The following is a 23,586-nucleotide window of genomic DNA, read 5'->3' as shown; positions in this document are numbered from 1 at the left end:
CTTTCTTAGTCACAAATGACGTTTATTGAGGCTCACCTTTAAAAGTGAGAGCTTCCTGAAGCAACTTATTAATATCTATACCATCAGGATTTTTATCCCATTTGGGATACATCATCATATATTCTTCTAAAAGATCAAGACCTATATTGCCACAAATATAGTTTTTGATGGCATTTAAAACCGATATTTTGTCAGCATATTGTTGCATCCTCGGATACAGATCCGTTTGTTGCTTACAATAAGCAATCCCTTCTTCAATACGACTTAATAGAGCCTGTAATCGTATCAATACTGTTTCCGACTCCGCCGAGTGATGCATGGCTTTTGGAAAAAAATGACTACGCTCAGTCCCCAAATCTCCTTTTTGATATTCAGACATAACATACTCCTTATGTATTTAACGCATACCTAGTCATATTTTATTTGATTTCTATCCATTACTGAATTTTGAAAATTCCTACAGTTTTTAATTATAGTGCAAAATTCAACCACAAAGATGCAGTTTCATTCGAATTACTTTATACTTAGGTCTTCATTTAAAAAAGAAAGGTCTGATACTATGCGTACGCTTGTTTCGTATTTACTTATTGCATTATTAAGCTTTGGACTATTAGTCAACGAAGCCTCAGCAAAACGTTTTGGTGCTGGCAGAAGTTTTGGCATTCAACGTTCACACAGTGCTTTGTTTTCACCTAATAAGGTGCAAAAGTCCAGTGCTTTTGGTCAAAGCACCAAAAATACCAGCCGATGGGGAGGAATGCTCAGTGGTCTACTGATTGGCGGTTTGCTCACCAGTTTGTTTATGGGACATGGTTTTGCTAATGGAATCTTGTCCTGGTTAATTATGGGTGCAGTTCTCTTTTTTATTGTTGGCTTTTTCCGTAAAAGAATGCAACCTGGTTTTCAAACTAATCAAGGACAAACCCGTTCTAGCCAAAGTCCTTTTAATAATTTTACCCAACCCTTTAATAACAGCTCAGGAAGTAGCGCTGGGAGTAATTATTCTGAATATCCCATAGGTTTTGTACCTGAAACCTTTTTACGGGAAGCCAAAGTGACATTTAACCGCTTACAAGCTGCTTATGACCAAAAAAATCTCCAAGATTTAAGTGAGTTCACCGCACCAGAGGTATTTGCAGAAATCAAGATGCAATTAGATGAGCGGGGAAGTGCAGCGAATGAAACAGAGGTAATTACTTTAGATGCTGAGTTATTGGATGTTTCTAAACAGTCAAATTCACTCATCGCGAGTGTCCGCTTTACCGGTTCAATAAAAGAGGATAATGAACCCATAAGTCCACTGTGTGAAATTTGGCATTTCCGTCAATTTTCTAATAGTTCTCAATGGGTTGTCGGCGGTATTCAGCAGGAAGTATTCCAACCTTAATTCTAAGGCTAAAACCTGGGTACTCATTCTTTGAAACCCAGGTAATATTTGATTTTCACTTAAATTACATGTTTGGCAACTAATTTAAAACCAAGGTTTCGTCAAAAATAACTACTTGGTTTCTTCCATTTTCTTTAGCTTTATATAATGCTTTATCTGCTTGATTTACTAAGTTATTAATATCATAATTCCCATCAAAATAAGAAATGCCCACACTAATGGTTACATGAACCTTTTGTCCATTCACTGTGAAATAATTTTGAGAAAATTGCAGTCGCAAGTCATTGCAGATTTTTTGGCTGCATTCAAGACTTGCACCGGGCAAGATGATTGCAAACTCCTCACCTCCATACCGTCCAATGATGTCTCGATTTCGTAAACTCACCATAAGTAAAGAAGATAACTTTTTAATTACCAGATCCCCAAATGGATGACCGTAAGAGTCATTTATCGATTTAAAATGATCAATATCAATCATTACAAATGAAAGAGAGCTGTTTTGTTGTTTTGCTCGCGCAATTTCAATGTTTAAACGATTCAAAATACTTGAGTGGTTTAATAACCCCGTTAGGCTGTCGGTGGTCATGTAATAATTTAAAATACTGGCGCGGTTTGATCGTGATCGTACTGCTGAAACTAAATCATGGGGTGAAATAGGCTTAGTAAGAAAATCATCTCCACCTAAACTGATTGCAGCTAATTTTTTATTTTTATCATCTTCTGTAGACAGAAAAATAATTGGGATTTTTGTATATCTTCTGTCCTTACGCAGTAAAGCGGCAAGTTCTAAACCAGAACATCCAGGCATATAAACATCCATTAAAAGTAAATCAGGATGAAATGCTTCCAGCTCTTTTAATAAGTTCAATGGATTAGTAATGGCACGAGTAATCATATCTGCTTGTTTCAAAATCAGAGAGTAATATTCCGTCAAAGATTTCGAGTCATCCAAAATTAAGATTCTATAAGCTTCATTAACAGACGAACTGCAATTTATATTTAATTCCTGCACCAAATAAGACACATCAAGAGGCTTTTGAAAATACGCCACACAACCCGCCCGGATGGCAGTAAGTCGAGGTAATAAATCAGCATTAGGGATAATACAAAACAATTGGCTGGGCGTTTTTTGTTGTTTTTGTATGTCGATCAGCTGTTCTAGGGCCGATTTTTTCAGATAATCCGTATTGATAATAATTGCAATAGGTTGGTTTTCTTGTATTGAACTCAATAATGAAGGCATATTTTTTATTGATTGCGCGCAATAGCCTGCTTGCTTTAAATTTTCAATAAGTTCATTAACTAATTCCTTTTCCTGCTCCAATATATACACTAACTTATTATCGGTAGGTTGAGTCTCCTCTGCGAAAATCGGCTTCTTAGGAATTTCTTGAGCCAATACACTTTTCAACTGGTTAAAAAAGGGAGTGATTTTCTCTTGATCATCCTGAGTTAATTTACCCTTAGTGAGAATATCCTTTAATAATATTTCCATCTTACGCGCGGTCTTACTTAATTCTGTATAACCGTAGGTGCCCGCTGAGCCACACAAACTGTGGACATCACGATGAAAATTCTGAAAGCCTGTTAAATTCCATTCTTTAAGTTGGGCATGCCACTGCATCTCTATATTGTGAATTTTCTCCGGAAGACTCTTACTATAGAGAACGAAAAGATTATGCAATTTTTTTTGTGTATTTTCATCCATTATATTTCAACCATGCATTTTTTATTGATGTTGCGAGAGTCAACGGATCAAAAGGTTTTTTAATTACATCAATTGCTCCGATTGACTTATAATCTGCTATCTCATTATTTTGTATTTTAGCAGTCATAAATATAGCGGGTATTTTTATAAAATCTGGATTCTTACGTAATTCGCGTAGGGTAGTGGGCCCATCCATTTCAGGCATCATTACATCCAATAAAAGCAAATCAGGTGTGTATTCTTTCGCTGCCTCAAGAATTTTTTTCCCATTAGAGCAATACATTACCGAAAACCCGCCAATATCTTCTAAAGCAATTTGGGCAATAGCTCTTATATCCTCTTCATCCTCAGCATATAAAATTCTTTTAAGCTCTTTATTCGCCATAGTGTTCTCCTTTAATAGGACTTAAAGAAGGTTTTTAATAGTATTTAACAAAATTTCATTTGAAGAATTCGATTTAAGTAAAGCCTGGCTAACAAACTTTGAGAAATCTTCATTTAACTTGGTATCAGAAAATACAACCACCGGTGCATGATATTTTGAGATCAAAGGTAAAATTTCTGCTCCATTCCCATCGGGTAACAATAAATCTAAAATAACCAAACTATACTTGTCTTTTTCAAGCATTTGTTTTGCTTCCTGTAGGTTATTTGCTGTTGAGATATTTGCATGTTTTTCAAGAAGCGTTTCTACAATTTCTTGCGTATCCTTATTGTCTTCGATATGCAATATATGAGGTTTTTTTTGAAAATCACTTTTTTGTACTTTATTAATTGACTGAAGTAGTTTTTTAAAATCAATGGGCTTATCCAGCCAGTCTATAATTGAAACAGCATCACCATTGGATAACTCTTTTCCTGTTTGAGCAATTACAGAAAGTACAATAATGGGCAAATTCATAGTTTTTTTATCCATACGTAATTCTCTAATGAATGAGATCCCATCCTGGTCAGGTAATATTAGATCCAATAAAAGTGCATGGTATTGCTGATGTTGTAATAAGCGTCGCGCTTCAGCCGCGGAAGAAGCAATCTCAGCAATAAAACCGGCTGACTCTAAAAGTAACTTAATATAATTAGATTGATCCTCATCATCGTCACAAATAAGTAAGCGCTTTTTGGTTTCCGGAATAATTATTTGATTTTTTTCTGCTGTCACGAGAAGGGATTTTTGTGCTAATGGCAATTCAAAATAAAATGTGGTGAGCTCATCAGGCTTACTCTCAAAATGTAACGTACCACCCAATTTTTCAATAATCATTTTGCTAATATTTAATCCTAAACCAGTTCCCCCTTTCCCACGGGTAGTTGATGAATCTCCTTGAGAAAATTTTTGAAAAATACGTGACTGAAATTCAGGAGAAATTCCCTTCCCTTTATTTACAACCGATACGCGGACTACTGAGTTCAATTGTTTAATTTGTATCGTGACCGTCTCATTTTCATAAGAAAATTTACATGCATTAGAAACCAAATTTGCTAAAACTTGCATTAACCGGTCAGGATCAACCGTCACTAAATACTCATGTTCAGGTGGGAGTAATTTAATTTTAACTTTAAATTTGTCCGCATACATTTTGTTAACATCTATAGACTCGCTTACTAGTTTATTTAAGTTCGTTACTTTTAACTCAAAATCCATTTTCCCTGCTTCAATTTTTTCAATATCCAAAATGTCATTGATTAATAAAAGTAAGCGTTCGCAATTATTGTTCGCGATCTCAAGCAATTTCATTACCTTTTCAGGAAATTTCCCTAAAACACCGCTGACCAATAGCCCCAAAGAACCTCGTATTGAAGTAAGTGGGGTACGTAATTCATGACTCACTATAGAAACAAATTCATTTTTTAATTTCTCAGTTTGTTTTAAATCAGTTATATCATGGATGACGATAACCGCACCTAAGTTCTTTCCTTCAGAGTTAATGATCTTTTGTCCATCAATCACCACATTGCGAACTCCATTTTTTTTAACATGCATAAAGAGCTCAATGTCGCGCAAACGCTCACCATTTAAGGCCCGTTTAAGTGGAAAATCATCTGGGGCGAGGGGCGTATTTTGCATGGTGTGAAGACTAAAATAATCCAATATATTATCAATGTTCTTATCTGTCTTATCTGAATTAATGTATTTTTGAATTGTATGGTTTAATACGGTAATTCGCCCTTCTGCATTGCAGGCTATAATGCCATCCTCTAAATTATCAAGCATCGCATTAAGAAATTCTTTCTCATTATCTATCGCGGTGAGCATTTTCTTGTAATAACCCGATGCAGTGAGGGCAATAATAAAAATTAAGCCGCTGATTCCAGCCACAAAATAGGCTAAATAATTTTGTTGAATTGCCACATTCTCGTCGGTCATAACGTGGGTTAGACTGGTTGTAAATACAGCGGCTGACATTCCTGTGTAATGCATCCCGCATATGGCAAACCCCATTAATAAAGAACTAATAATTTTCAGATTAAATTGTCTTTTACTCGAACCATAGTTACTCTCCAACGCTAGCCAGAGCGCAGTTTCTGCCGCAGCAATCCCTATACCAATAGAAAGAAAAAATAACCCGGGTAAATAATGAATATTTACATGCACTTTCATCCCTTCCATGCCCATATAGTGCATGGTGGATATCGCAAGACCCACGATTAAACCACCCAGAGCCAGATGAACAATCGAATAATCTTTTCTCTGTAAAATAAATAAGGCTAAAGCGGAAGCAAGTATGGCAATGATTAACGAAGCAGCAGTCCAATTTATGTCATACTCCATGGGCATAGGCATAATAAAGGCGAGCATTCCCACAAAATGCATAGACCAAATTCCTGCTCCCATTGCAAAAGCACCACCTGCGAGCCAATAAATTCGGCGATACGTATTTTTTGTAGCGCGAAGCCTTCCCACAAAAGTTAAGGCAACATACGATGCAAGAACCGCAATTACATAGGATAAGGTTACGAGTTTAAAATCATAATAACCAGTAATGACATTAGCTGGAATTGGTGTTGTTTGAAACCATTCAGATAATACGCTCATTATTACTTCCTGTAATAGTAAACATCCAGATTATATTTGTTTTTAGCATCGGTTCAAAAAGCTATATTTAATTATAGACCTTTTGTTGGATTAAGAAGATTCTTTTTATATTTTGGGAGCAAGTAAGCAAAAATGGAAGAAAAATGCAGAACAAATCACTAAGGAAGAATGTGAAATCTATTGTATAAAACTTGGTTATCGATTTAGTGAACATAACGATTCAAAACCTGGGCTTTGAGGGATGCCCAGGTTCCATTTTGGGAGATCTAATTTTTAGGCGTCATTAGACGTATTGTACATCAATAATTTCATAATCCACCATTCCGCCGGGTGTATTTACTGTTACTGCATCGTCCAATTCCTTACCAATTAGAGCACGACCGATTGGAGAACTATAAGAAATTTTATTTTGTTTAATATCCGCCTCATCTTCACCCACAATTTTGTAGGTGAGGGTAGCATCTGATGAGACATGACACACAGTCACTGTAGCGCCAAAAACCACCTTACCATTATTGGGGAGCTTGCTGATATCAATAATTTGTGCATGAGATAATTTAGCTTCCAGCTCCTGAATACGGCCCTCATTAAAGCTTTGCTGTTCTCGAGCCGCATGATATTCGGCATTTTCTTTCAAATCACCGTGAGCTCGTGCTGTCGCTATCGCCTCAACTATACGAGGTCTATCAATAAATTTTAAACGATGTAATTCTTCTTTCAGTGCTTGGGCACCTTGTAATGTCATGGGGTGTTTACTCATATCTACCTCAAAATAATAATTCCCTGGTAATTCTACTTTTTCTCCAAAACAACAAGAAAAAGAGCTTTTCACATTAAGTTAAACCATTGTTAGATCGTAGCAGGGATGAGGACATCAGCCATAACGGGTTACTTGTAAAAAGCAACCCGATTACGCTGTGCTTTACCCCTACGATTTTTTAATGTAAATCCTGCAATCGGGTCACAGTTTCTCTATCTTCATATTTCATAGCCAAGCAAGCTGCCTCAGCTCCTGACAAAGTTGTAGTATAGCTAACCTTGTGTTGCAATGCATTGCGCCTGATTGCAAATGAATCGGCAATAGCTTGCTTACCCTCAGTTGTATTTACAATAAAATCAATTTCATTATTTTTTATAAAATCTAAAACGTGGGGACGCCCTTCGTTCACTTTAAATACTCTACGGCAATCGACACCTGCTGCTTGCAAGGCCAATGCAGTACCGCGCGTTGCAATTATTTCAAAACCTAATTCAATTAACCGTTTAGCAATTTCACCCACTCGTGTTTTATCTGCATCTCGAACAGAGACAAAAGCGCGACGTCGTTTAGCTATGTTGCAACCAGCACCCAATTGTGCTTTAGCATAAGCTTGTCCGAAACGTCTGGCAATACCCATCACTTCACCCGTAGATTTCATTTCTGGCCCCAGAATAGAATCTACTCCAGAGAATTTGATGAAAGGAAATACCGGAAGTTTAATGGAATAAAACGATGGCATATGGTGATTTTGGCTGCTTAATCCTTGTTCTTTCAAACTAACACCCAATTTACAAAGAGCAGCGATTTTAGCCAAAGGCAATCCTGTCGCTTTGGAAACAAAAGGAACTGTTCTTGAGGCCCTTGGATTGACTTCCAAGACATAAATGTCATCCGCTTGAATTGCAAATTGTGCATTAATCAAACCGACAACACCTAAATTCAAAGCCATTTGCCGCATTTGTTCCATTAGGTCTTGTTGCACCACAACACTTAAGCTAAATGGAGGTAACGTACAAGCAGAATCTCCTGAATGAATACCCGCTTGTTCTATATGCTCCATTACAGCACCAATCAATACTTCTTTACCATCACAAACCGCATCAATATCTACTTCAATTGCATCATTTAAAAATTTATCCAATAAAACGGGAGAGTCATTAGATACCGCAACTGCATGCGATAGATAATGTCGTAAATCATCTTCTTGATAGACAACTTCCATAGCTCGACCACCGAGAACATAGGAAGGTCTAACAACCAACGGATAACCAATTTTATTTGCTAAAGCTATGGCTTCTGCCTCACTCCGCACCGTGCCATTATCAGGTTGATGTAATTTTAATTCAGTAACTAATTTTTGAAACCGGTCTCTATCTTCCGCTCTATCAATAGCGTCCGGGGAGGTTCCAATAATTTTAACACCGTTAGCTTCTAAAGCGCGTGCTAATTTTAAAGGGGTTTGCCCACCGTAATGAACAATCACTCCGTCTGGTTTTTCTACATCGACAATTCCTAAAACATCTTCTAGGGTTACTGGTTCAAAATACAACCGATCCGAGGTATCAAAATCTGTAGAAACTGTTTCGGGATTGCAATTGACCATAATCGTCTGGCACCCGGCTTCTCTAAGCGCCATCGCTGCATGCACACAACAATAATCAAATTCTATTCCCTGACCAATACGGTTAGGACCCCCACCAAGAATCATGATCTTTTTCTTGTCTGTATCAGGCCGAGACTCACAACGAGTTTCATAACAGGAATACATATAGGCCGTATCACTTGGGAATTCACCAGCACATGAATCAATGCGCTTATAAACAGGAACAATGCCTAGCTCTTTGCGTCGTGTGCGAACCTGCTCTTCAGGGCAGGCCCATATTTGGGCTAGGTACGCATCGGCAAAACCCTTTCGCTTCAACAAGCGTAACGTAAAAGTATCGATATCTGCCAAAGCCTTGCCTGTTACAGAACGTTCTAAAGCAATCAGTTCCTCGACTTGCGCTAAAAACCAGGGATCAACCCGGCTTTCCTGATGAACTTCTTCAAGAGACATATTATTTCTAAATGCATCAGCGATATACCAAAGTCTATCAGGGGTTGGTTCTCGCAAATGTCCTCGTAAACGGGCTAAATCACCTTTTGGAAATAAAGAATGCAGACCACAGCGCCCTATTTCTAAACCACGAATTGCCTTTTGTAATGATTCCTGAAAATTGGATCCAATGGCCATAACCTCGCCCACAGATTTCATCTGGGTGGTCAATGTGGTTGAAGTCTGGGGAAATTTATCGAAATTAAAGCGAGGGACCTTAGTCACTACATAATCAATACTGGGTTCAAATGATGCAGGAGTTTTCCCACCGGTAATTTCATTTTTTAACTCATCGAGAGTATAACCTACAGCCAGTTTGGCTGCGACCTTCGCAATAGGAAATCCAGTTGCCTTAGATGCTAACGCAGAACTTCGAGAAACCCTGGGGTTCATTTCAACCACCAGCATTCTTCCATCTTCAGGATTAACGGCAAATTGTACATTCGAACCGCCGGTATCCACTCCTACTGCTCTTAATACTTTAATAGCCGCATCCCGCATTCGCTGATATTCTTTGTCAGTGAGCGTTTGCGCCGGAGCTACTGTAATCGAATCTCCAGTATGGACACCCATAGGATCAAAATTTTCAATGGTACAGACAATAATACAATTATCATTTTTGTCGCGGACTACTTCCATTTCGAACTCTTTCCACCCAAGCACTGACTCATCAATCAATAACTCATGGGTAGGTGACAACTCCAACCCTCGCGTACAAATTTCTTCAAATTCTTCACGATTGTAGGCAATACCACCCCCACTACCCCCCATGGTAAATGATGGGCGAATAATTGCTGGATAACCGAGCTGCGCTTGTACCTGAATAGCTTCCTCCAGACTATGAGCAATCGCTGAGCGAGGCATATCCAAACCAATTTTGATCATTAATTGACGGAATTTTTCTCTATCTTCAGCCCGATCAATCGCTTCTCGGGTTGCGCCAATCATTTCAACATTATATTTTGCTAAGATTCCTTCGCGTACTAAATCCAAAGCACAGTTTAGAGCTGTTTGCCCCCCCATTGTAGGTAACAGCGCATCTGGACGTTCAATTTCAATGATACGAGCGACCTCTTTCCAGGACACTGGTTCCACATAGGTGGCATCTGCAAGTTCTGGATCGGTCATAATGGTGGCAGGATTGGAGTTCACCAAGATCACCCGATACCCTTCCTCCCGGAGGGCACGCACCGCTTGGGTACCTGAGTAGTCAAATTCACAAGCTTGTCCTATTACAATAGGGCCTGCTCCCAGGATGAGAATGGATTTAATATCGGTTCGTTTTGGCATGTTAACAACAAAAAAGAATAAAATTGACGTATTTTACCTACTTTTGCTTAAAGTTTATACCCTTAATGCACAATTAACTGTACTGATTAGCTAAAATAGTTTGTAATCCTGCTTCCGTTAACGATAAATATTTATAATTAGGATCTGCAGTCGTTCGCTCCAGCCATTCATTAGCAATACATATATCCGTTAATTTTTGTAGATTTGCAACGGATACCGACTGTCCTAACTTTTGGGAAAGTATTGCCGCAGCATCCTCTTCCATGTTCAAAAAGACTTGATCTCGAGTGGCACTACGATTTTTCATCTCATCATAAAATAATTGTAAAATATCAAGTTCATTCATGATGATTGTCCTTAAATAGATCGCTGAATACTTACAGTATAAGCTTAAATTAATATTGTGATTATAATCCAGAAAAAAAAGAAAATAATTCTTTGCAAAAGAAACTTGCCTTATACTTCGCCAATTTTAAAGGGTTTAAGTGCAGGGCCAGGATCGGATGGAGGTATTTGAAGATCAGAATGACTCTTTCCGGAACTAAAAAATGATTGTGAAGAGGAACCCAGCCCCAATTCTATTTTTTGCGTATCCGATACTAAAGGCTGCAAAACCTCAACTAGAACAGACATTTGTGCAGCCGCCTCATCTAGCTCTTGCGAAGTGCAATCTTCTAAGGTAAGAACATACCAAATATACCGGGTAGTCATGCCGTTATAAAAGTCTGGTTTTTTCAACAAATCTTTATTGAGAGGATGGCGCGGCTTCAGTTTTAACCACTGTAATAAACTTTCTTTATCTGTTACATAACTGTTCGCAGGGACATTATACCATTTGTCATCCTGGTCATTTTTATATTGTTTTACCAATAAAATGGGGGTTTCCACTTCATTATAAACAATTATTTCATCCTTAATTTGAGTTTTATCATTTTGTTCTAAAGCAACACGTACCTCCTCCAGTTTCTTCGACAAATCGTTATATTGCATATACAACTTTTTTAAAGATTCTAACTGTTGTTTTTCTTGATGTGATAAAGGTTTTTGGGGCTGGGCCAAAACATTTATAAGTTTTTCAATTTGTTGTAACTGGGTTTTATCTAATAATTTGGAAAGTTTCTTAGGGGTTTTCTGTTCGAGATTCGGAACCTCTAAATCTTCATGCACTACGACAACGTCTTGTAATTCTCCTCTAATACGTTGAAATCCATCAAAATCGACCTCATCAATTGATTCTTCTTCATTGACCCAATCAATAAAAGCTCTTAGCTGTACAAATAAATCTGAATTCAAAGTTTGGGTACGATATGCATTTCCAAAACCCTCCATTTCATAAAGCAAACCACTTCTAAAACCCAGCCAAAACGATTCGAGCATTCTAAGTACCGTATCGTATATTAAATAAGTCGCAGTCATTGCAAAAACGATTGAAATAGTTGCTACTGTCATTGGCACTACAACCAACATAGTAAGCAGAAAATTCATTGTGGGCGACATACCCTTATTTTTAAACATATAGGCAAAGGCTAGAGGAAGGTGTACTACAGCTCCCACCCCAATAAGCGACGCAAAGATTGCAAATAACGTATTGTATGCAAATATGCGCAAAGGTAAGATGGTTATACCCAATAAGATAGCTAATAGGTGCTTAAGAATATACATAAAATGTATTAAAAATTAGTAGGTTAAGTGATTGTATAAAAGAATCTCACGTAGGGCAATAAGAAATCTTTGAATCCCGCTTAACGCGTGTTAATCTTGCATGTTTAAGTTTTAAAACAAGTCGAACCGAGATGGAAGCAGTTGATGTCATTATTATTGGTGCAGGCGCCGCAGGTTTAATGTGTGCGATTGAAGCAGGAAAACGCCATCGTAAAGTTCTAGTATTAGATCATGCGAATAAAGTTGGAAAAAAAATTTTAATGTCAGGCGGGGGCCGGTGTAATTTTACTAACTATTATATTGAACCTGAAAAATACACCTCAAATAATCCCCATTTTTTAAAATCTGCCTTAACACGCTACACGCAATGGAACTTTATCGAACTCGTTAAAAAACATAAAATTCCTTTCCATGAAAAAACTTTAGGTCAATTATTTTGTGATAATAAATCGAAAGATATTGTTGATATGCTGCTTAAAGAATGTGCTGCTGTAGGTGTAGCTATTCAACTTAATACCCGCATAGAACAGATTGAAAAATCATACCAATTTAAACTACAAACCACCAAGGGGATATTGAGCTGTGAGTCTTTGATCATTGCCAGTGGTGGTTTATCCATCCCTACAATGGGAGCAAGTCCATTTGCCTATAAAGTTGCAGAACAATTTGGGATAAAAGTATGGCCCACTCGTGCCGGGCTGGTTCCTCTTACTTTGGATGTATTGGAAAAAGAACGAGCCGCTCTGCTTTCTGGGATTGGTATTGATAGCTTAGTTAGCAATGCCCGCATAGAATTTCGTGAAAATACATTATTCACCCACCGCGGTTTGAGTGGCCCTGCCATTTTGCAATTGTCTTCCTACTGGCATCCTGGAGAATGCATTTGTATTAATTTATTACCTGAAATCAAGGTATTGGAGTACTTAAAAAAAGTCCGTCTAGAAAAACCACAAAAACAATTAAACTCAATCTTGTCCACTCATTTGCCCAAACGAGTTATTGAATTATTTATTTCTCCAGAACTTGCTGATAAGAAACTTGCAGATTTATCAAATCGTGATTTCGAATCTATAGCAAAACAACTCAACTCCTGGATTGTAAAACCAAATGGGACTGAAGGATATCGTACTGCTGAAGTAACTCTTGGCGGTGTAGATTGCCATGCCATTTCTTCTAAAACAATGGAAGCTCAAGATACCCCTGGCCTTTATTTCATTGGCGAAGCCTTAGACGTTACTGGTTGGTTAGGAGGATATAATTTTCAATGGGCTTGGTCATCGGGATGGGCCGCTGGACAAGTGGTATAATCCTTGATGCAGCAAAGCGGAATCAAGCTACAAAAATCTCGCATCGTCACAGGCTCTTTACTTCAAAAAGAAATAAGCAATTAGTGTCAAAATTATGGATAAAACAAGGTAAGCTAATTTACCAAGATGCATCTCACTTAAAAGATTTTTTGCCTTTTCCCAATAATCAATCAAATCGATGATGTATGAACCACAAAACCATAAATATATGGGTCTCTGCCAAAATGGTTTATCCAAAAAACCACCTAAAACAAATAATTGTTTTTTGCATAAACTGCAATAATATACTGCTTGATCCGTAGTAACTAATCTTTTTTCGCAACAAACAGTGGGTTCCATGCGCTGTCGACAAAACTTGCACTGAATTTTCATATTTTTAGGATTTCACACGGGGTGTACAATATTTTACCACAATAAGAATATGAGTAGAAGCTCAAATAGGTCATCAACGCCTGTTCAGGTCATTTACCTAACTCTTCGCATCAAATACAAACCCAAAAGAGCAAAAATAAAAGTGGGACCTAAAGCTGCTAATTCAGATGGCAATTGAAAAACTGTGCTTAGAGGACCAAAAAAACGGCTTACAATATGAAAGCTAAAACCGACCGCAGCCCCCACTAACAATTTTGATCCCATCGTGCTTGAGCGCAGTGGCCCAAAGATAAAGGGAATAGAGAGAATCATCATTACCATGGTCGTAAAGGGTTGAATAATTCGTTGTAAAAAAGCGAATTGATAGTTATGCACATTTTGATGATTTCGCTTTTGCTCACGTATATAACGATTTAGTTCTTTCAGAGTCATCTCATCTGGATCGCTACTGCTAATCATCAAGATTTTGGGCTTTACAGATATCTCCCAAGGAAGAGAAGGAATCGTTCGAGCTGTGATTTTATCCGCACCAAAATCGGATTGTTGCACATTATAGGCCACCCAGCCTGTTGGGGTATATTTCGCTTCGCGAATAAAACGCGACATTCTTAAATGATGATGGGCATCAAAATGAAACTGATAAATGTTGTTTAGGGTATTATTAGAGCGTATCAAACCCACAGAAATAAAATCATTGCCATGACGCAACCAGAAACCTTTTGAGGTTCTTAATGTTTGACCTCCACTGACTGCCGCAGATTTATAGTCATTGCCATAATGGGCTAAGTAAGGTACTACGGTTTCGCCAAGTGCAGTAACTATCACAATAAGTAATAAAGATGCTTTTAAAACGGCCCAGGTTATTTGTCCTATTGACATACCTGAGGCCCGCATCACTACTAACTCGCTATTATTGGCCAAAATACCCAGGCCAATCAAAGAGCCTAAAAGGCTTGCCATGGGGAAAAATAAATACACTTGATAAGGCATTTGTAACAAGATAAAAAACGTTGCTTGTACGATACCGTAGTCAACTCGGCCCAAGTCACTAATTTCGCCTACGAATAAAATAAAAATCTCTAAACCTACTAACATCAGCGTGACTAAAGCAATGGAGCTAAGAACAGTTTTCGCAATATAGCGATCTAGTATTTTCATACTCATGCTAGCTTCACCCGATCACGCCAGATTAGGAATAGCCCAAAGAGACCAATAATAAGATGCACCCACCATAAACCCATCCACTGAGGTGTTTTTCCGGAAATCATTGCATCACGTCCGATAAACAAAAAATTAGCATAGAGAATGTAAACAATGATTGCGGGTAGTAACTTGGCGTATTTACCAGAACGTGGATTTATTCGGCTCAAAGGAACTGCAATCAAAGTTAAAGTAAAGACCATGACGGGTACAGATATACGCCATTGTAACTCAGCTGCTTTAGCAGGACTTTCATTATTATAAGGTAATAAGCTTGCGGTACTCATTGTACGGAGATCTTCAGATGCCTTCATTACAGGATGGGGTAATCGCGCTTTATATTCACCAAATTCCACAACTTGATAATCAGCATGGCCTGGAATTCCCTGATATTCTTTACCATTTTGCAGAATGATATAGTCCTCACCTGTTTTTGCATCTGTTTCGGCAAAGGCTTGGTCTGCCCATAATACATCCCATCGTATTTGTTTATCGATAACACTCCGTTTTGCCAGAAATACCTGTTCCGCTTTAGCATGATCCCTGCTCATAGACTGGACATAAAATACTTCCCGGCCTCCATTAATCGCATGAAAGCGTCCGGGCATGATTGTTTGTACCAAGGTTTGAATCCCTGTGGTGCGTAACAGCTTAGAACGTTCAATATAAATCAAAGGACTCACCCAAATCATTACTATTGCCACAATAATTGCCACTACTGTAGCCATGATAAAACTATGTTTTAGTAATTGATTGGGCCCATATCCACAGGCACGTAATACAGTCATCTCACTTTCCGCATATAAACGCCCGTAAGCGAGTAACATGGCAATATAAAAACCCAATGGTATCAACAAGCTGAGTAAAGTAGGCAATTCAAGTACCATTAACTTCATAATAATGACACCAGGAATATTTCCGGAGGCTGCCCGATTTAGATATTGTATGAATTGGTTGCTCAGAAAAATTAATACCAGTATGGAGGTTAGCGCGATCAAAGTGAGAAACACTTCTTTAGCTAAATAACGAAAAATGATCACTCAATCAATGCCCCCATTTTAGTAGTCTTATTCATAGAATCATTCTCATCTTGAACATTGTATCCTCTTGTGGAGAACTAAAAAAGCACTTTTCTACCCCCACCCAGAAACAATCTATTATTTGACTAGTTTTGTTAAAGTTTAATCAACTGTTAGTGGGTGTATTAAGACATAAGGATTAATTGAAATTCATCTACTGTGAAATAATGAGAGTTGAAAGTATCCAAATAGATGAGTGAGAATGGATTTATAAGAAACAGCATCAAGATTAATTGCATGGATGGAAGATTAAAGGATTAGATGATTAGGAAACTTAAAAGCAGCACAAACTGAATGTTAGCGCTGCTTTTAAAAGATATAACTAATGTTTAGCTTCAGATGCTTTTTTAGCTTCTTGTACGAAACCTAACATAGCCTTTTCAACAATTTGAAAAGATTTTTGCATATAATCTAAAGCTTTGTGGCCATTTTCAACAGCTACATTAATTTGCTTTTCCAATAGTTCTTCAGGTTTTTTAATACCCGCGATCTCTTCAGGTTTGAGATAATTCATACCTTGTAAGGTTTTTACATTTAATTCAGCCATGGCTTGAAAAGGCTCTTGAAGTTTTTTTGCCATTTCAGTCCATCTTTCAAAATTTTGTTGAGTCATGATATTCTCCTCTATGTTGCATTGCACAATTTAATATTAGTCCATAGAGTCCACATATGTCAATGGGTTAGGCAAATATTTTTTGCAATGCAGCATAAAAATGAATACGTGGGTTTCCCTTTCTATTTAAAGAACACTTTCCCGCTTAACCTTTAAATAAATTTTGCCATTGTTGCATCATGGTTTGCATTTGTTGATTCCATGTTTCAGTAGCCTGGCGGTAGGGATTATTTTGTAAAGGTTTTTCCATCGCTTGGAACATTTGCTCTATCATCTGTTTTAAAGAAGCATGCATTGGATGATTTGCGAGAGCAATGATTTGCCGTAATATCTCTGAAGATAAAAATTGGGTTGAACCTGCCTCCATCTCAACAATAATTTGTAATAAAATAGAGTTGGTGATGTCATTTCCGGTTAAGGAATCTTCCACTTTAAATTGCTTTCCCTCTACAACATAGCGCTGTAACTCTTCTAGGGTTATATACTGACTTGTTTCAGTATCATAAAGCCGACGATTTTTGTATTTTTTTATTAATCGAGTCATAGTTTTCTCTTTATATTAGGTGAGGGTAAAAATATCACCCTATTCTTCATCGCCATTTAAGTTTAAGGTTCAGCCTGAGGGTTCCTGCGGATAGACCGTTGGATACAAACAACAATAATTCCTTAACTGAATAGAGATGAACCTATTACTTCTCCTGAAACAGGAAGAAGTCTTTATTATAAGGAAGATAGCATTTAATACATGTGGAGACCACCGTTGACGCTCAGATTAGCTCCGGTAATATATCGACTCTTTTCACTAATTAGAAATTCTACAGCCCAAGCAATTTCTTGAGTTTGTGCTAAACGTTTAGCAGGAATTTGCGCAATGATTCCTTCTAAAATATCTGGACGAATACCTTTCATTAATCGAGTATCTACATAACCTGGAGAAAGACTGTTCACAGTGATGTTTTTACTCATTAGCTCTTGCGCCAAACTCTTAGTAAAACCATAAACTCCTGCTTTGGATGCGGCATAGTTTACTTGCGAAAATTGTCCTTTTTGAGCATTCACCGAAGAAACATTCACGATCCGACCGGACTCATGCTCTTTCATGTTTTCCACTACATGGCGAGTTACATTAAACATACCATCGAGGTTCACAGTTAATACTTCATCCCATTGCTGCTTGGTCATTTTTGTAAATACAGCATCCCGAGTAATTCCTGCATTATTAATTAACGCATCAATATTACCGTACTCTTCAATAATGGAAGAAATAACCTTTCCGCATTGCTCATAATCGGTTACGTCCATATGACGAAAATAGATATTCTTATGACCTTCATCTACTCGTTCTTTTTTCCATGCTTTTCCTTCATCCTCAGAAATTAAATCAAGAGCAAAAATATGTTTGTAAGAGGAGTTCAATTCTTTCGCGATTGCAGTGCCGATATCGCCAGTACCACCAGTAATCAATACAATATTATTATGTTGCATATGGTTCTCTATGAGTTAGAAAGTTGTGAGAATTAATGAAAAAATGACTTTACTGCCCAAGAGTCACCCTCCTGGGCTAAACTTTACATATACTGTCCGCCATTAATATCTAAGTTCGCACCAGTAATAAATCCACTTTCCGAAGATGCTAAAAAAGCCACCGCATCAGCGATCTCTTTTGGATACCCTAAACGGCCAACAGGAATATTTGAGATAATTGATTTAAGTACTTCTTCTTTCACAGAAGCAAGCATAGGAGTTTCGATATAACCAGGAGAAACCGTATTCACAGTGATGCCTTTATTCGCTACTTCCAAGGCAAGACTTTTAGTAAACCCATAGAGCGCAGACTTGGTCGAAGCATAATTACATTGGCCAAATTGACCTTTTCGTCCATTAATTGAAGAAATGCTAATAATCCGACCATAACCTTTATCGAGCATTACAGGGATTGTATTGCGAGTCATATTAAATACGCTGGTTAGATTGGCATCAATCACACATTGCCATTGCTCGGGAGTCATTTTTCGTAAACTACAATCTTGAGTAACCCCGGCATTATTAACTAGAACGTCAACTCGGCCATAACGCTCCATGACTAAAGCCAATATTTTTTCACAATCTGCAAATTGTGCGATATCACCGTAAACGATATCTATATCATAACCGAGCTTTTTTTGTTCCTCTTGCCATTGTTTCGCTTCTTCATGCTTTCCATGTTTGAAATAACACGCAACAACCTGAAAATCGGCAGCTAAACGTTGACAAATGGCTGTCCCTATACCACCCGTACCACCAGTAACTAATGCTACACCTTTCATCATAACCACTCCCTGTTATTACGAGATTAAAATACTACTATAGACAATCAAAATGAAAAAACAAATAGAATTACCATTTCTCACCCTGTCCTTTCACTTTCATGAAAAGACAGGGGAGAAATATATAAAAATTATCTATATACAGGAACATATCCTTTGATCTGTTGCGCAAATTGTCTCAATACATCAAGACCTGATTCTTCAGCTTGACGACACCATTGCTGTAGTGCCTCAATAAGTTCTTTTTGGGTAGAGGCCGTCTTCAACCAAATACCTTGCAATGATTGCTTGTAAGCATAAACAATACGCAATTGTTCACGAGCTTCTAACAAATGAGACAAACGGATTTTTGCTTTATTACTTAAAAGACAATTTTCACGTCGTAATAGACTTCCAGCACGCGCAAAAAGTTTCTTTTCTTCTTTGCTCTCTAGGTTGTTATATTTTTCTTGTTTCAGTATGGGTCTAATCACAATTTTATAATAATTAGACATCACTTGAAAACGATTCGAGATCACGGCTTTAACCGTATCTAAATCGACTTGCAGCTTACCTTTTTCCATAGCCAGTTTTGGTGGTAATTTTTTAACTTTGGCAAGGCCTAAAAAGGAAAGAATACGAATGTACATCCAGCCAATATCAAATTCCCACCATTTAACCGAGAACTTTGCAGAAGAAGCAAAAGTATGATGGTTATTATGTAATTCTTCTCCACCTATCCAAAAACCCCAGGGGAAAATATTTCTTGCAGCATCTGGACATTCAAAATTTCTATATCCCCAATGGTGACCAATTCCATTAATGACCCCAGCGGCGTGAACAGGTATCCACATCATTTGAATTGCCCAGACCGTAATGCCAGGCACACCAAATAAGAAGAGATCGATGAGTAACATGAGCAAAATTCCCTTGGCAGAATGAGGAGAATAAACTTTTCGCTCAAGCCAATCTGTGGGAGTACCATGAGAGTACTTAGCTACCATTTCTTTATCTTTACGAGCTGTTTTATAAAGTTCAGCTCCTTGCCAAAATACTTTTTTAATGCCAAAAACTACAGGGCTATGAGGATCTCCCTCAACATCTGATGAGGCGTGATGTTTACGATGAATAGCAACCCAATCTGCGGTAACCATTCCAGTTGTTAACCACAACCATAAACGGAAAAAATGACTGACAATAGGATGCAATGTCATCGCCCGATGCGTTTGATTTCGATGAAGATATAGCGTTACTGCTGCGATAGTAATTTGCGTCATAACCAACGTTGCAATCACATATCCCCAAAAAGACAGGTTTAAATAACCAAAAACCATAATAGCTCCACTTTAAATGCAAAATGCAAAATGCAAATTAAGAAAAAACTCATCCTTTAGTTTGGGTACCCAAATAAGAATTCCAGAAAATCCTTATATCATATTAAGGATAACACAATTTTACTCTTTACGTTGCAACATTTCATTATGTAGCCGATAATTAATAGATAATAATATAGGAATTATGTTATGAATGATAAATTTTCCTTAGGAAAAATTTTTGAGAATATAGTGCCCTTCTTAATTGCAGGGGTTGCTATTGCACTATTCTTTGGACTGCTGTTTATGTTTTCCTATGTTTTGATTTGGGGTCTTCTTATTGGGGGCATTCTCTGGATAATCGCAACCATAAAACAGTATCTATTTCCAAACAACCCGGCTAAAACAGAAATAACTACAAAAAATCAGGGCCGAGTCATTGACCATGACGATCAAAAATAATGCCTGAGTTACCTGAGGTTGAAACTACAAAAGAAGGAATAAAATCCCATCTCGAAGGACAAACAATCCAAGAGGTTACGGTGCGTAATTCTAAACTTCGCATCCCTGTTCCTCCTAATTTGGATCAATTGTGTGCTGGCAAAAAAATAGTCGCAGTTTTTCGTAGGGCAAAATACATTCTGATCCAGCTCTCAAAAGGATATCTATTAATCCATCTCGGAATGTCAGGACATTTACGCATAGTCGAGGCTAAGAGTGAACCAGAAAAACACGATCACATCCTGTTAACGTTGACCAATGGCTGTATGCTTCGCTTCTGTGATCCTAGGCGTTTTGGTTTGTTTCTTTATATTGATGAAAATCCGTACCAACATCCACTATTTGCTCATTTAGGCCCTGAACCTCTTTCTAATGAATTTAATGGGCATTACTTAGTTCAAAGGGCAAAAAATAAAAATAAACCCATCAAATCATTGATTATGGATAATGAAATTGTAGTAGGTGTCGGAAATATTTATGCTACTGAAAGTCTATTTTTAGCTAATATTCATCCAGCTACTCCAGCGAAAATGCTCTCTGAATTAAGATGTCAGGTACTTACAAAACAGATTAAAGAAGTACTCAAACAGGCAATATTATGCGGTGGAACTACGCTGCGTGACTTTTATGCTTTTGATGGCAAACCAGGTTACTTCAGTATGTCCCTCAAAGTGTATGGTCGAAAAAATCAACCTTGCTTGCTTTGTCAACACCCTATCAAGTCCCTCTTGATTGCTGGCCGTAATTCTTTTTTTTGCCCCAATTGCCAAAATTAATTTCAGCAGTTACGCAGCAACAAAGACAACAATGCATCTAAAATACGTCTTTACCCTGCTCATCTTATAACTCAATTGCTCAATACTTGATTTTAAATTAACATACAATTGCTTAATTTTATTAAGGTTTTGTATGTTGCGTTTAAAATTAGCAAGACATATCGTCCGAAAATACCAAGAAAACGGGAGAATTCACCTTCCTGACTTCGTTATCTACGATTTCGATGAAGATGAATACCAGACGTTTTGGCGAGAAGTTACATTGTATCCGCGGCAAAGATTATACACCGATGGAATCGATATTTTTCGTGTTAGTTGGTTTCGTACAATTTTTGAATCATTTAAAGGTTGGTTAGGCTTTGAAAATCATTGCCATCCTAATCGAATAGAAATGACTTTAGCCAAAATCGCCTATACTGGCTATATAAAAGGTTTTAAAGCTAAGGAGTTGAATAAAAGCAGCGATGGATTCCCAATCTCTAAACGTTTCATAAAATTAACCCACTCACCCAGAACCAATCACACCTCTAAAGAACTGCAACGAATATTAATGAGTCATTTTCTCACTCACTCCCATAGTTTTCCAGAATTCAATGCATCCATTCGTGTAGGGTACCCTTTTGGACAAACCTTAATACAAGAATATTTGGCTTATTTAGTTCCCTCCATCGATCCTCAAGACTACCAAATAATAAAAGATGCAATCAGCCAAATTCATTACTACGGACAATCCGTCAACAAAGCAAATTGTTTTCAATCCAGTCTCTTTGCTGAAGCCTATGCCCAACATTTGGCTGCCCAACAACAATACCACGAAGCATTAGCATGGTCTCCCGAAGTCAAACATAAGTTTAAAAAACCTTTTATCGATTATTATTTAACTCAGGAGCAATTTGATCCCCAAGCCTTAAAACTTGCAGTTGAGCTTATCGCTGCATTATTTTTATCACTCAATATGAGCGATCAGGAACAAGCTGTTGATTACATCAAAGCTAATTTTGACAACGAAGAACAAGCAGTTTATTTGATACCCTATCCCCAATTACGCATCCAAGTCGCTAAATCTTATATAAACGATGCTAAAAGGGAAAAAAGTAAATGGGGGATAACCAAACTACTTATTGGTAATCAAACTCTCGAGTGTTTAGCCCAAGCCGTCCGACTTGAACCCCAGATTCTTGATCAAGAGGATTCAATGCAGGATATCACAATAAAAGAAGAATGGATTTTACATCAATTTGACTCTGCCATTGAAAACAAACGGTTTCAAGACGCAGATACTTTGTATACAAGTCATCCTAATTTCAAATTTAATAAACACGGGCTTGAGCGCTTACGAGAACATTATTGCACTCAATTTAATGCCAATGAATCTCGAGTAAAAGAACTCTTGCTCAGTCAAAAAACTGAAGCAGCACAAATTGCTGCAGAGCAAATCATCCTCGCGTCAAAGATAGTACGTATCAAACCTCATGATTTTCTTCTCATGGAGGCAAGCATGACTTATGCATCGACTATTTTGATAATTGATGAACTCATACACTCGGCTAAAGACGCCGATCGAGCTCAATTGAATAAAGCACAATATCAACTTAATGAATACTTATTCCTTAATAGCAATAGTGCGTTAACTCAACTTTATAATAAATTATTACTGCGTAAGATTGATTGTTTGATTGCACGACTTGCAGTTCCCATTGATTATAACGATCATTTAAGCACTCGAACCCTATTCCTTAAAGAACACATCGACGAAGTAGAAGAATTGAAAAAGGAGCTTCGAGCTTTCATTGCTTTTAATGAGTCCAAATCAAAAGAGATGCGCCAAACTCTGGCAAAAATGTATTATTTATTGGCTGATGTCCTTGTTTATTTCGAGGAAAAGAAACAAGAGGCGATTCCTTACTTTAAGAAAGCGAAGGAATTTATGCCTGAAAATCTCTATTATAACCTCCGTTACCTTGAGATCATTGAAGACGAACGAAAGCATGAAGCAAGAGAAAAAATAGGAGCTATTGGTCATTTACATGAAGTGCATTACCGTAATTACATGCTCGAACGTTGGGGTGAGGACAAAATCATGTCCTCTGGTTTTGACATACATATGGTTCCCCCAAACGAATCCTTTTTCAACTCTTTAGGAAGGGCAATAGGATTTTTCTAAATTAGATCGCGACCAGGGATACATGCCGAGATTATATTCT

Annotated in this window: 21 protein-coding genes; 5 read left to right on the top strand and 16 right to left on the bottom strand. The window is 37.6% G+C overall.

Going from position 1 to position 23,586, the window contains the following annotated elements; translation table 11 throughout:
- Positions 1-22: 22 nt before the first annotated feature.
- Positions 23-379, bottom strand: a complete 357-nt coding sequence (locus tag HBNCFIEN_RS01920) for a hypothetical protein (RefSeq protein WP_182392469.1) — start codon at positions 377-379, stop codon at positions 23-25.
- A gap of 180 nt (positions 380-559) precedes the next feature.
- Between HBNCFIEN_RS01920 and HBNCFIEN_RS01915 the strand changes: the two genes are divergently transcribed.
- Positions 560-1,387 (top strand): Tim44 domain-containing protein, encoded by an 828-nt coding sequence (locus tag HBNCFIEN_RS01915; RefSeq protein WP_182392468.1) that lies wholly within the window; start codon positions 560-562, stop codon positions 1,385-1,387.
- A gap of 79 nt (positions 1,388-1,466) precedes the next feature.
- Here the strand turns inward: HBNCFIEN_RS01915 and HBNCFIEN_RS01910 are convergent, their stop codons facing one another.
- From HBNCFIEN_RS01910 to HBNCFIEN_RS01880, 7 genes are all read right to left on the bottom strand, one after another.
- Positions 1,467-3,095, bottom strand: a complete 1,629-nt coding sequence (locus HBNCFIEN_RS01910) for a diguanylate cyclase (protein ID WP_182392467.1) — start codon at positions 3,093-3,095, stop codon at positions 1,467-1,469.
- The gene (locus HBNCFIEN_RS01905; protein ID WP_182392466.1) at positions 3,088-3,480 is read right to left on the bottom strand and encodes a response regulator; all 393 of its coding nucleotides are present in this window, start codon (positions 3,478-3,480) and stop codon (positions 3,088-3,090) included. The genes HBNCFIEN_RS01910 and HBNCFIEN_RS01905 overlap by 8 nt, the downstream gene beginning before the upstream one ends.
- 21 nt (positions 3,481-3,501) lie before the next feature.
- Positions 3,502-6,129 (bottom strand): MHYT domain-containing protein, encoded by a 2,628-nt coding sequence (locus tag HBNCFIEN_RS01900; RefSeq protein WP_182392465.1) that lies wholly within the window; start codon positions 6,127-6,129, stop codon positions 3,502-3,504.
- A 283-nt stretch (positions 6,130-6,412) separates the two neighbouring features.
- The gene (gene greA / locus HBNCFIEN_RS01895) at positions 6,413-6,889 is read right to left on the bottom strand and encodes a transcription elongation factor GreA (protein WP_182392464.1); all 477 of its coding nucleotides are present in this window, start codon (positions 6,887-6,889) and stop codon (positions 6,413-6,415) included.
- 178 nt (positions 6,890-7,067) lie between these two features.
- A complete protein-coding gene (gene carB / locus HBNCFIEN_RS01890; protein ID WP_182392463.1) occupies positions 7,068-10,274 on the bottom strand; it encodes a carbamoyl-phosphate synthase large subunit in 3,207 nt (1,068 codons plus the stop codon).
- Positions 10,275-10,347: 73 nt separating this feature from the next.
- Positions 10,348-10,620 (bottom strand): hypothetical protein, encoded by a 273-nt coding sequence (locus HBNCFIEN_RS01885; RefSeq protein WP_182392462.1) that lies wholly within the window; start codon positions 10,618-10,620, stop codon positions 10,348-10,350.
- 110 nt (positions 10,621-10,730) lie between these two features.
- Positions 10,731-11,936: a coiled coil protein gene (locus HBNCFIEN_RS01880; RefSeq protein WP_182392461.1), complete on the bottom strand. Its 1,206-nt coding sequence runs from the start codon at positions 11,934-11,936 to the stop codon at positions 10,731-10,733.
- Between the two features lie 131 nt (positions 11,937-12,067).
- Here HBNCFIEN_RS01880 and HBNCFIEN_RS01875 point away from each other — a divergent pair, with 131 nt between their 5' ends.
- Complete coding sequence (locus HBNCFIEN_RS01875) at positions 12,068-13,243, top strand: NAD(P)/FAD-dependent oxidoreductase (protein ID WP_182392460.1); 1,176 nt, start codon at positions 12,068-12,070, stop codon at positions 13,241-13,243.
- A 57-nt stretch (positions 13,244-13,300) separates the two neighbouring features.
- Here HBNCFIEN_RS01875 and HBNCFIEN_RS01870 read toward each other — a convergent pair whose 3' ends face one another.
- The 8 genes from HBNCFIEN_RS01870 to HBNCFIEN_RS01835 form a co-directional block, all read right to left on the bottom strand.
- Positions 13,301-13,582 carry a hypothetical protein gene (locus tag HBNCFIEN_RS01870; RefSeq protein WP_182392459.1) on the bottom strand — a complete coding sequence of 94 codons (282 nt, stop codon included), beginning with the start codon at positions 13,580-13,582 and terminating at the stop codon, positions 13,301-13,303.
- Between the two features lie 126 nt (positions 13,583-13,708).
- On the bottom strand, positions 13,709-14,779 hold the full coding sequence (gene lptG / locus HBNCFIEN_RS01865) for an LPS export ABC transporter permease LptG (protein ID WP_182392458.1): 1,071 nt from the start codon (positions 14,777-14,779) through the stop codon (positions 13,709-13,711).
- On the bottom strand, positions 14,776-15,855 hold the full coding sequence (gene lptF, locus HBNCFIEN_RS01860; protein ID WP_182392457.1) for an LPS export ABC transporter permease LptF: 1,080 nt from the start codon (positions 15,853-15,855) through the stop codon (positions 14,776-14,778). Before lptF ends, lptG begins: the two co-directional genes overlap by 4 nt.
- A 361-nt stretch (positions 15,856-16,216) precedes the next feature.
- On the bottom strand, positions 16,217-16,507 hold the full coding sequence (locus HBNCFIEN_RS01855) for a phasin family protein (RefSeq protein WP_182392456.1): 291 nt from the start codon (positions 16,505-16,507) through the stop codon (positions 16,217-16,219).
- 145 nt (positions 16,508-16,652) lie between these two features.
- The gene (locus tag HBNCFIEN_RS01850; protein ID WP_182392455.1) at positions 16,653-17,051 is read right to left on the bottom strand and encodes a polyhydroxyalkanoate synthesis regulator DNA-binding domain-containing protein; all 399 of its coding nucleotides are present in this window, start codon (positions 17,049-17,051) and stop codon (positions 16,653-16,655) included.
- Positions 17,052-17,245: 194 nt separating this feature from the next.
- Positions 17,246-17,992, bottom strand: a complete 747-nt coding sequence (gene phbB / locus HBNCFIEN_RS01845; protein ID WP_182392454.1) for an acetoacetyl-CoA reductase — start codon at positions 17,990-17,992, stop codon at positions 17,246-17,248.
- An 83-nt stretch (positions 17,993-18,075) separates the two neighbouring features.
- Positions 18,076-18,816, bottom strand: coding sequence for an acetoacetyl-CoA reductase (gene phbB, locus HBNCFIEN_RS01840; protein WP_182392453.1), 741 nt, complete (start codon positions 18,814-18,816; stop codon positions 18,076-18,078).
- A gap of 128 nt (positions 18,817-18,944) precedes the next feature.
- The gene (locus HBNCFIEN_RS01835; protein ID WP_182392452.1) at positions 18,945-20,126 is read right to left on the bottom strand and encodes a fatty acid desaturase; all 1,182 of its coding nucleotides are present in this window, start codon (positions 20,124-20,126) and stop codon (positions 18,945-18,947) included.
- Between the two features lie 189 nt (positions 20,127-20,315).
- Here HBNCFIEN_RS01835 and HBNCFIEN_RS01830 point away from each other — a divergent pair, with 189 nt between their 5' ends.
- The 3 genes from HBNCFIEN_RS01830 to HBNCFIEN_RS01820 all read left to right on the top strand — a co-directional run bounded on the left by HBNCFIEN_RS01830 (position 20,316) and on the right by HBNCFIEN_RS01820 (position 23,546).
- Positions 20,316-20,567, top strand: a complete 252-nt coding sequence (locus HBNCFIEN_RS01830) for a hypothetical protein (protein WP_182392451.1) — start codon at positions 20,316-20,318, stop codon at positions 20,565-20,567.
- Positions 20,567-21,382, top strand: coding sequence for a bifunctional DNA-formamidopyrimidine glycosylase/DNA-(apurinic or apyrimidinic site) lyase (gene mutM, locus HBNCFIEN_RS01825; RefSeq protein ID WP_182392450.1), 816 nt, complete (start codon positions 20,567-20,569; stop codon positions 21,380-21,382). Before HBNCFIEN_RS01830 ends, mutM begins: the two co-directional genes overlap by 1 nt.
- Positions 21,383-21,515: 133 nt before the next feature.
- Positions 21,516-23,546, top strand: coding sequence for a hypothetical protein (locus HBNCFIEN_RS01820; protein ID WP_182392449.1), 2,031 nt, complete (start codon positions 21,516-21,518; stop codon positions 23,544-23,546).
- Positions 23,547-23,586 lie beyond the last annotated feature (40 nt).

The organism is Legionella sp. PC997 (assembly GCF_014109825.1).
In the GTDB taxonomy this organism is placed as follows: Bacteria; Pseudomonadota; Gammaproteobacteria; order Legionellales; family Legionellaceae; genus Legionella.
The sequence above is the reverse complement of the archived record's forward strand: the minus strand, read 5'-3'. Positions and strand labels throughout refer to the sequence as shown.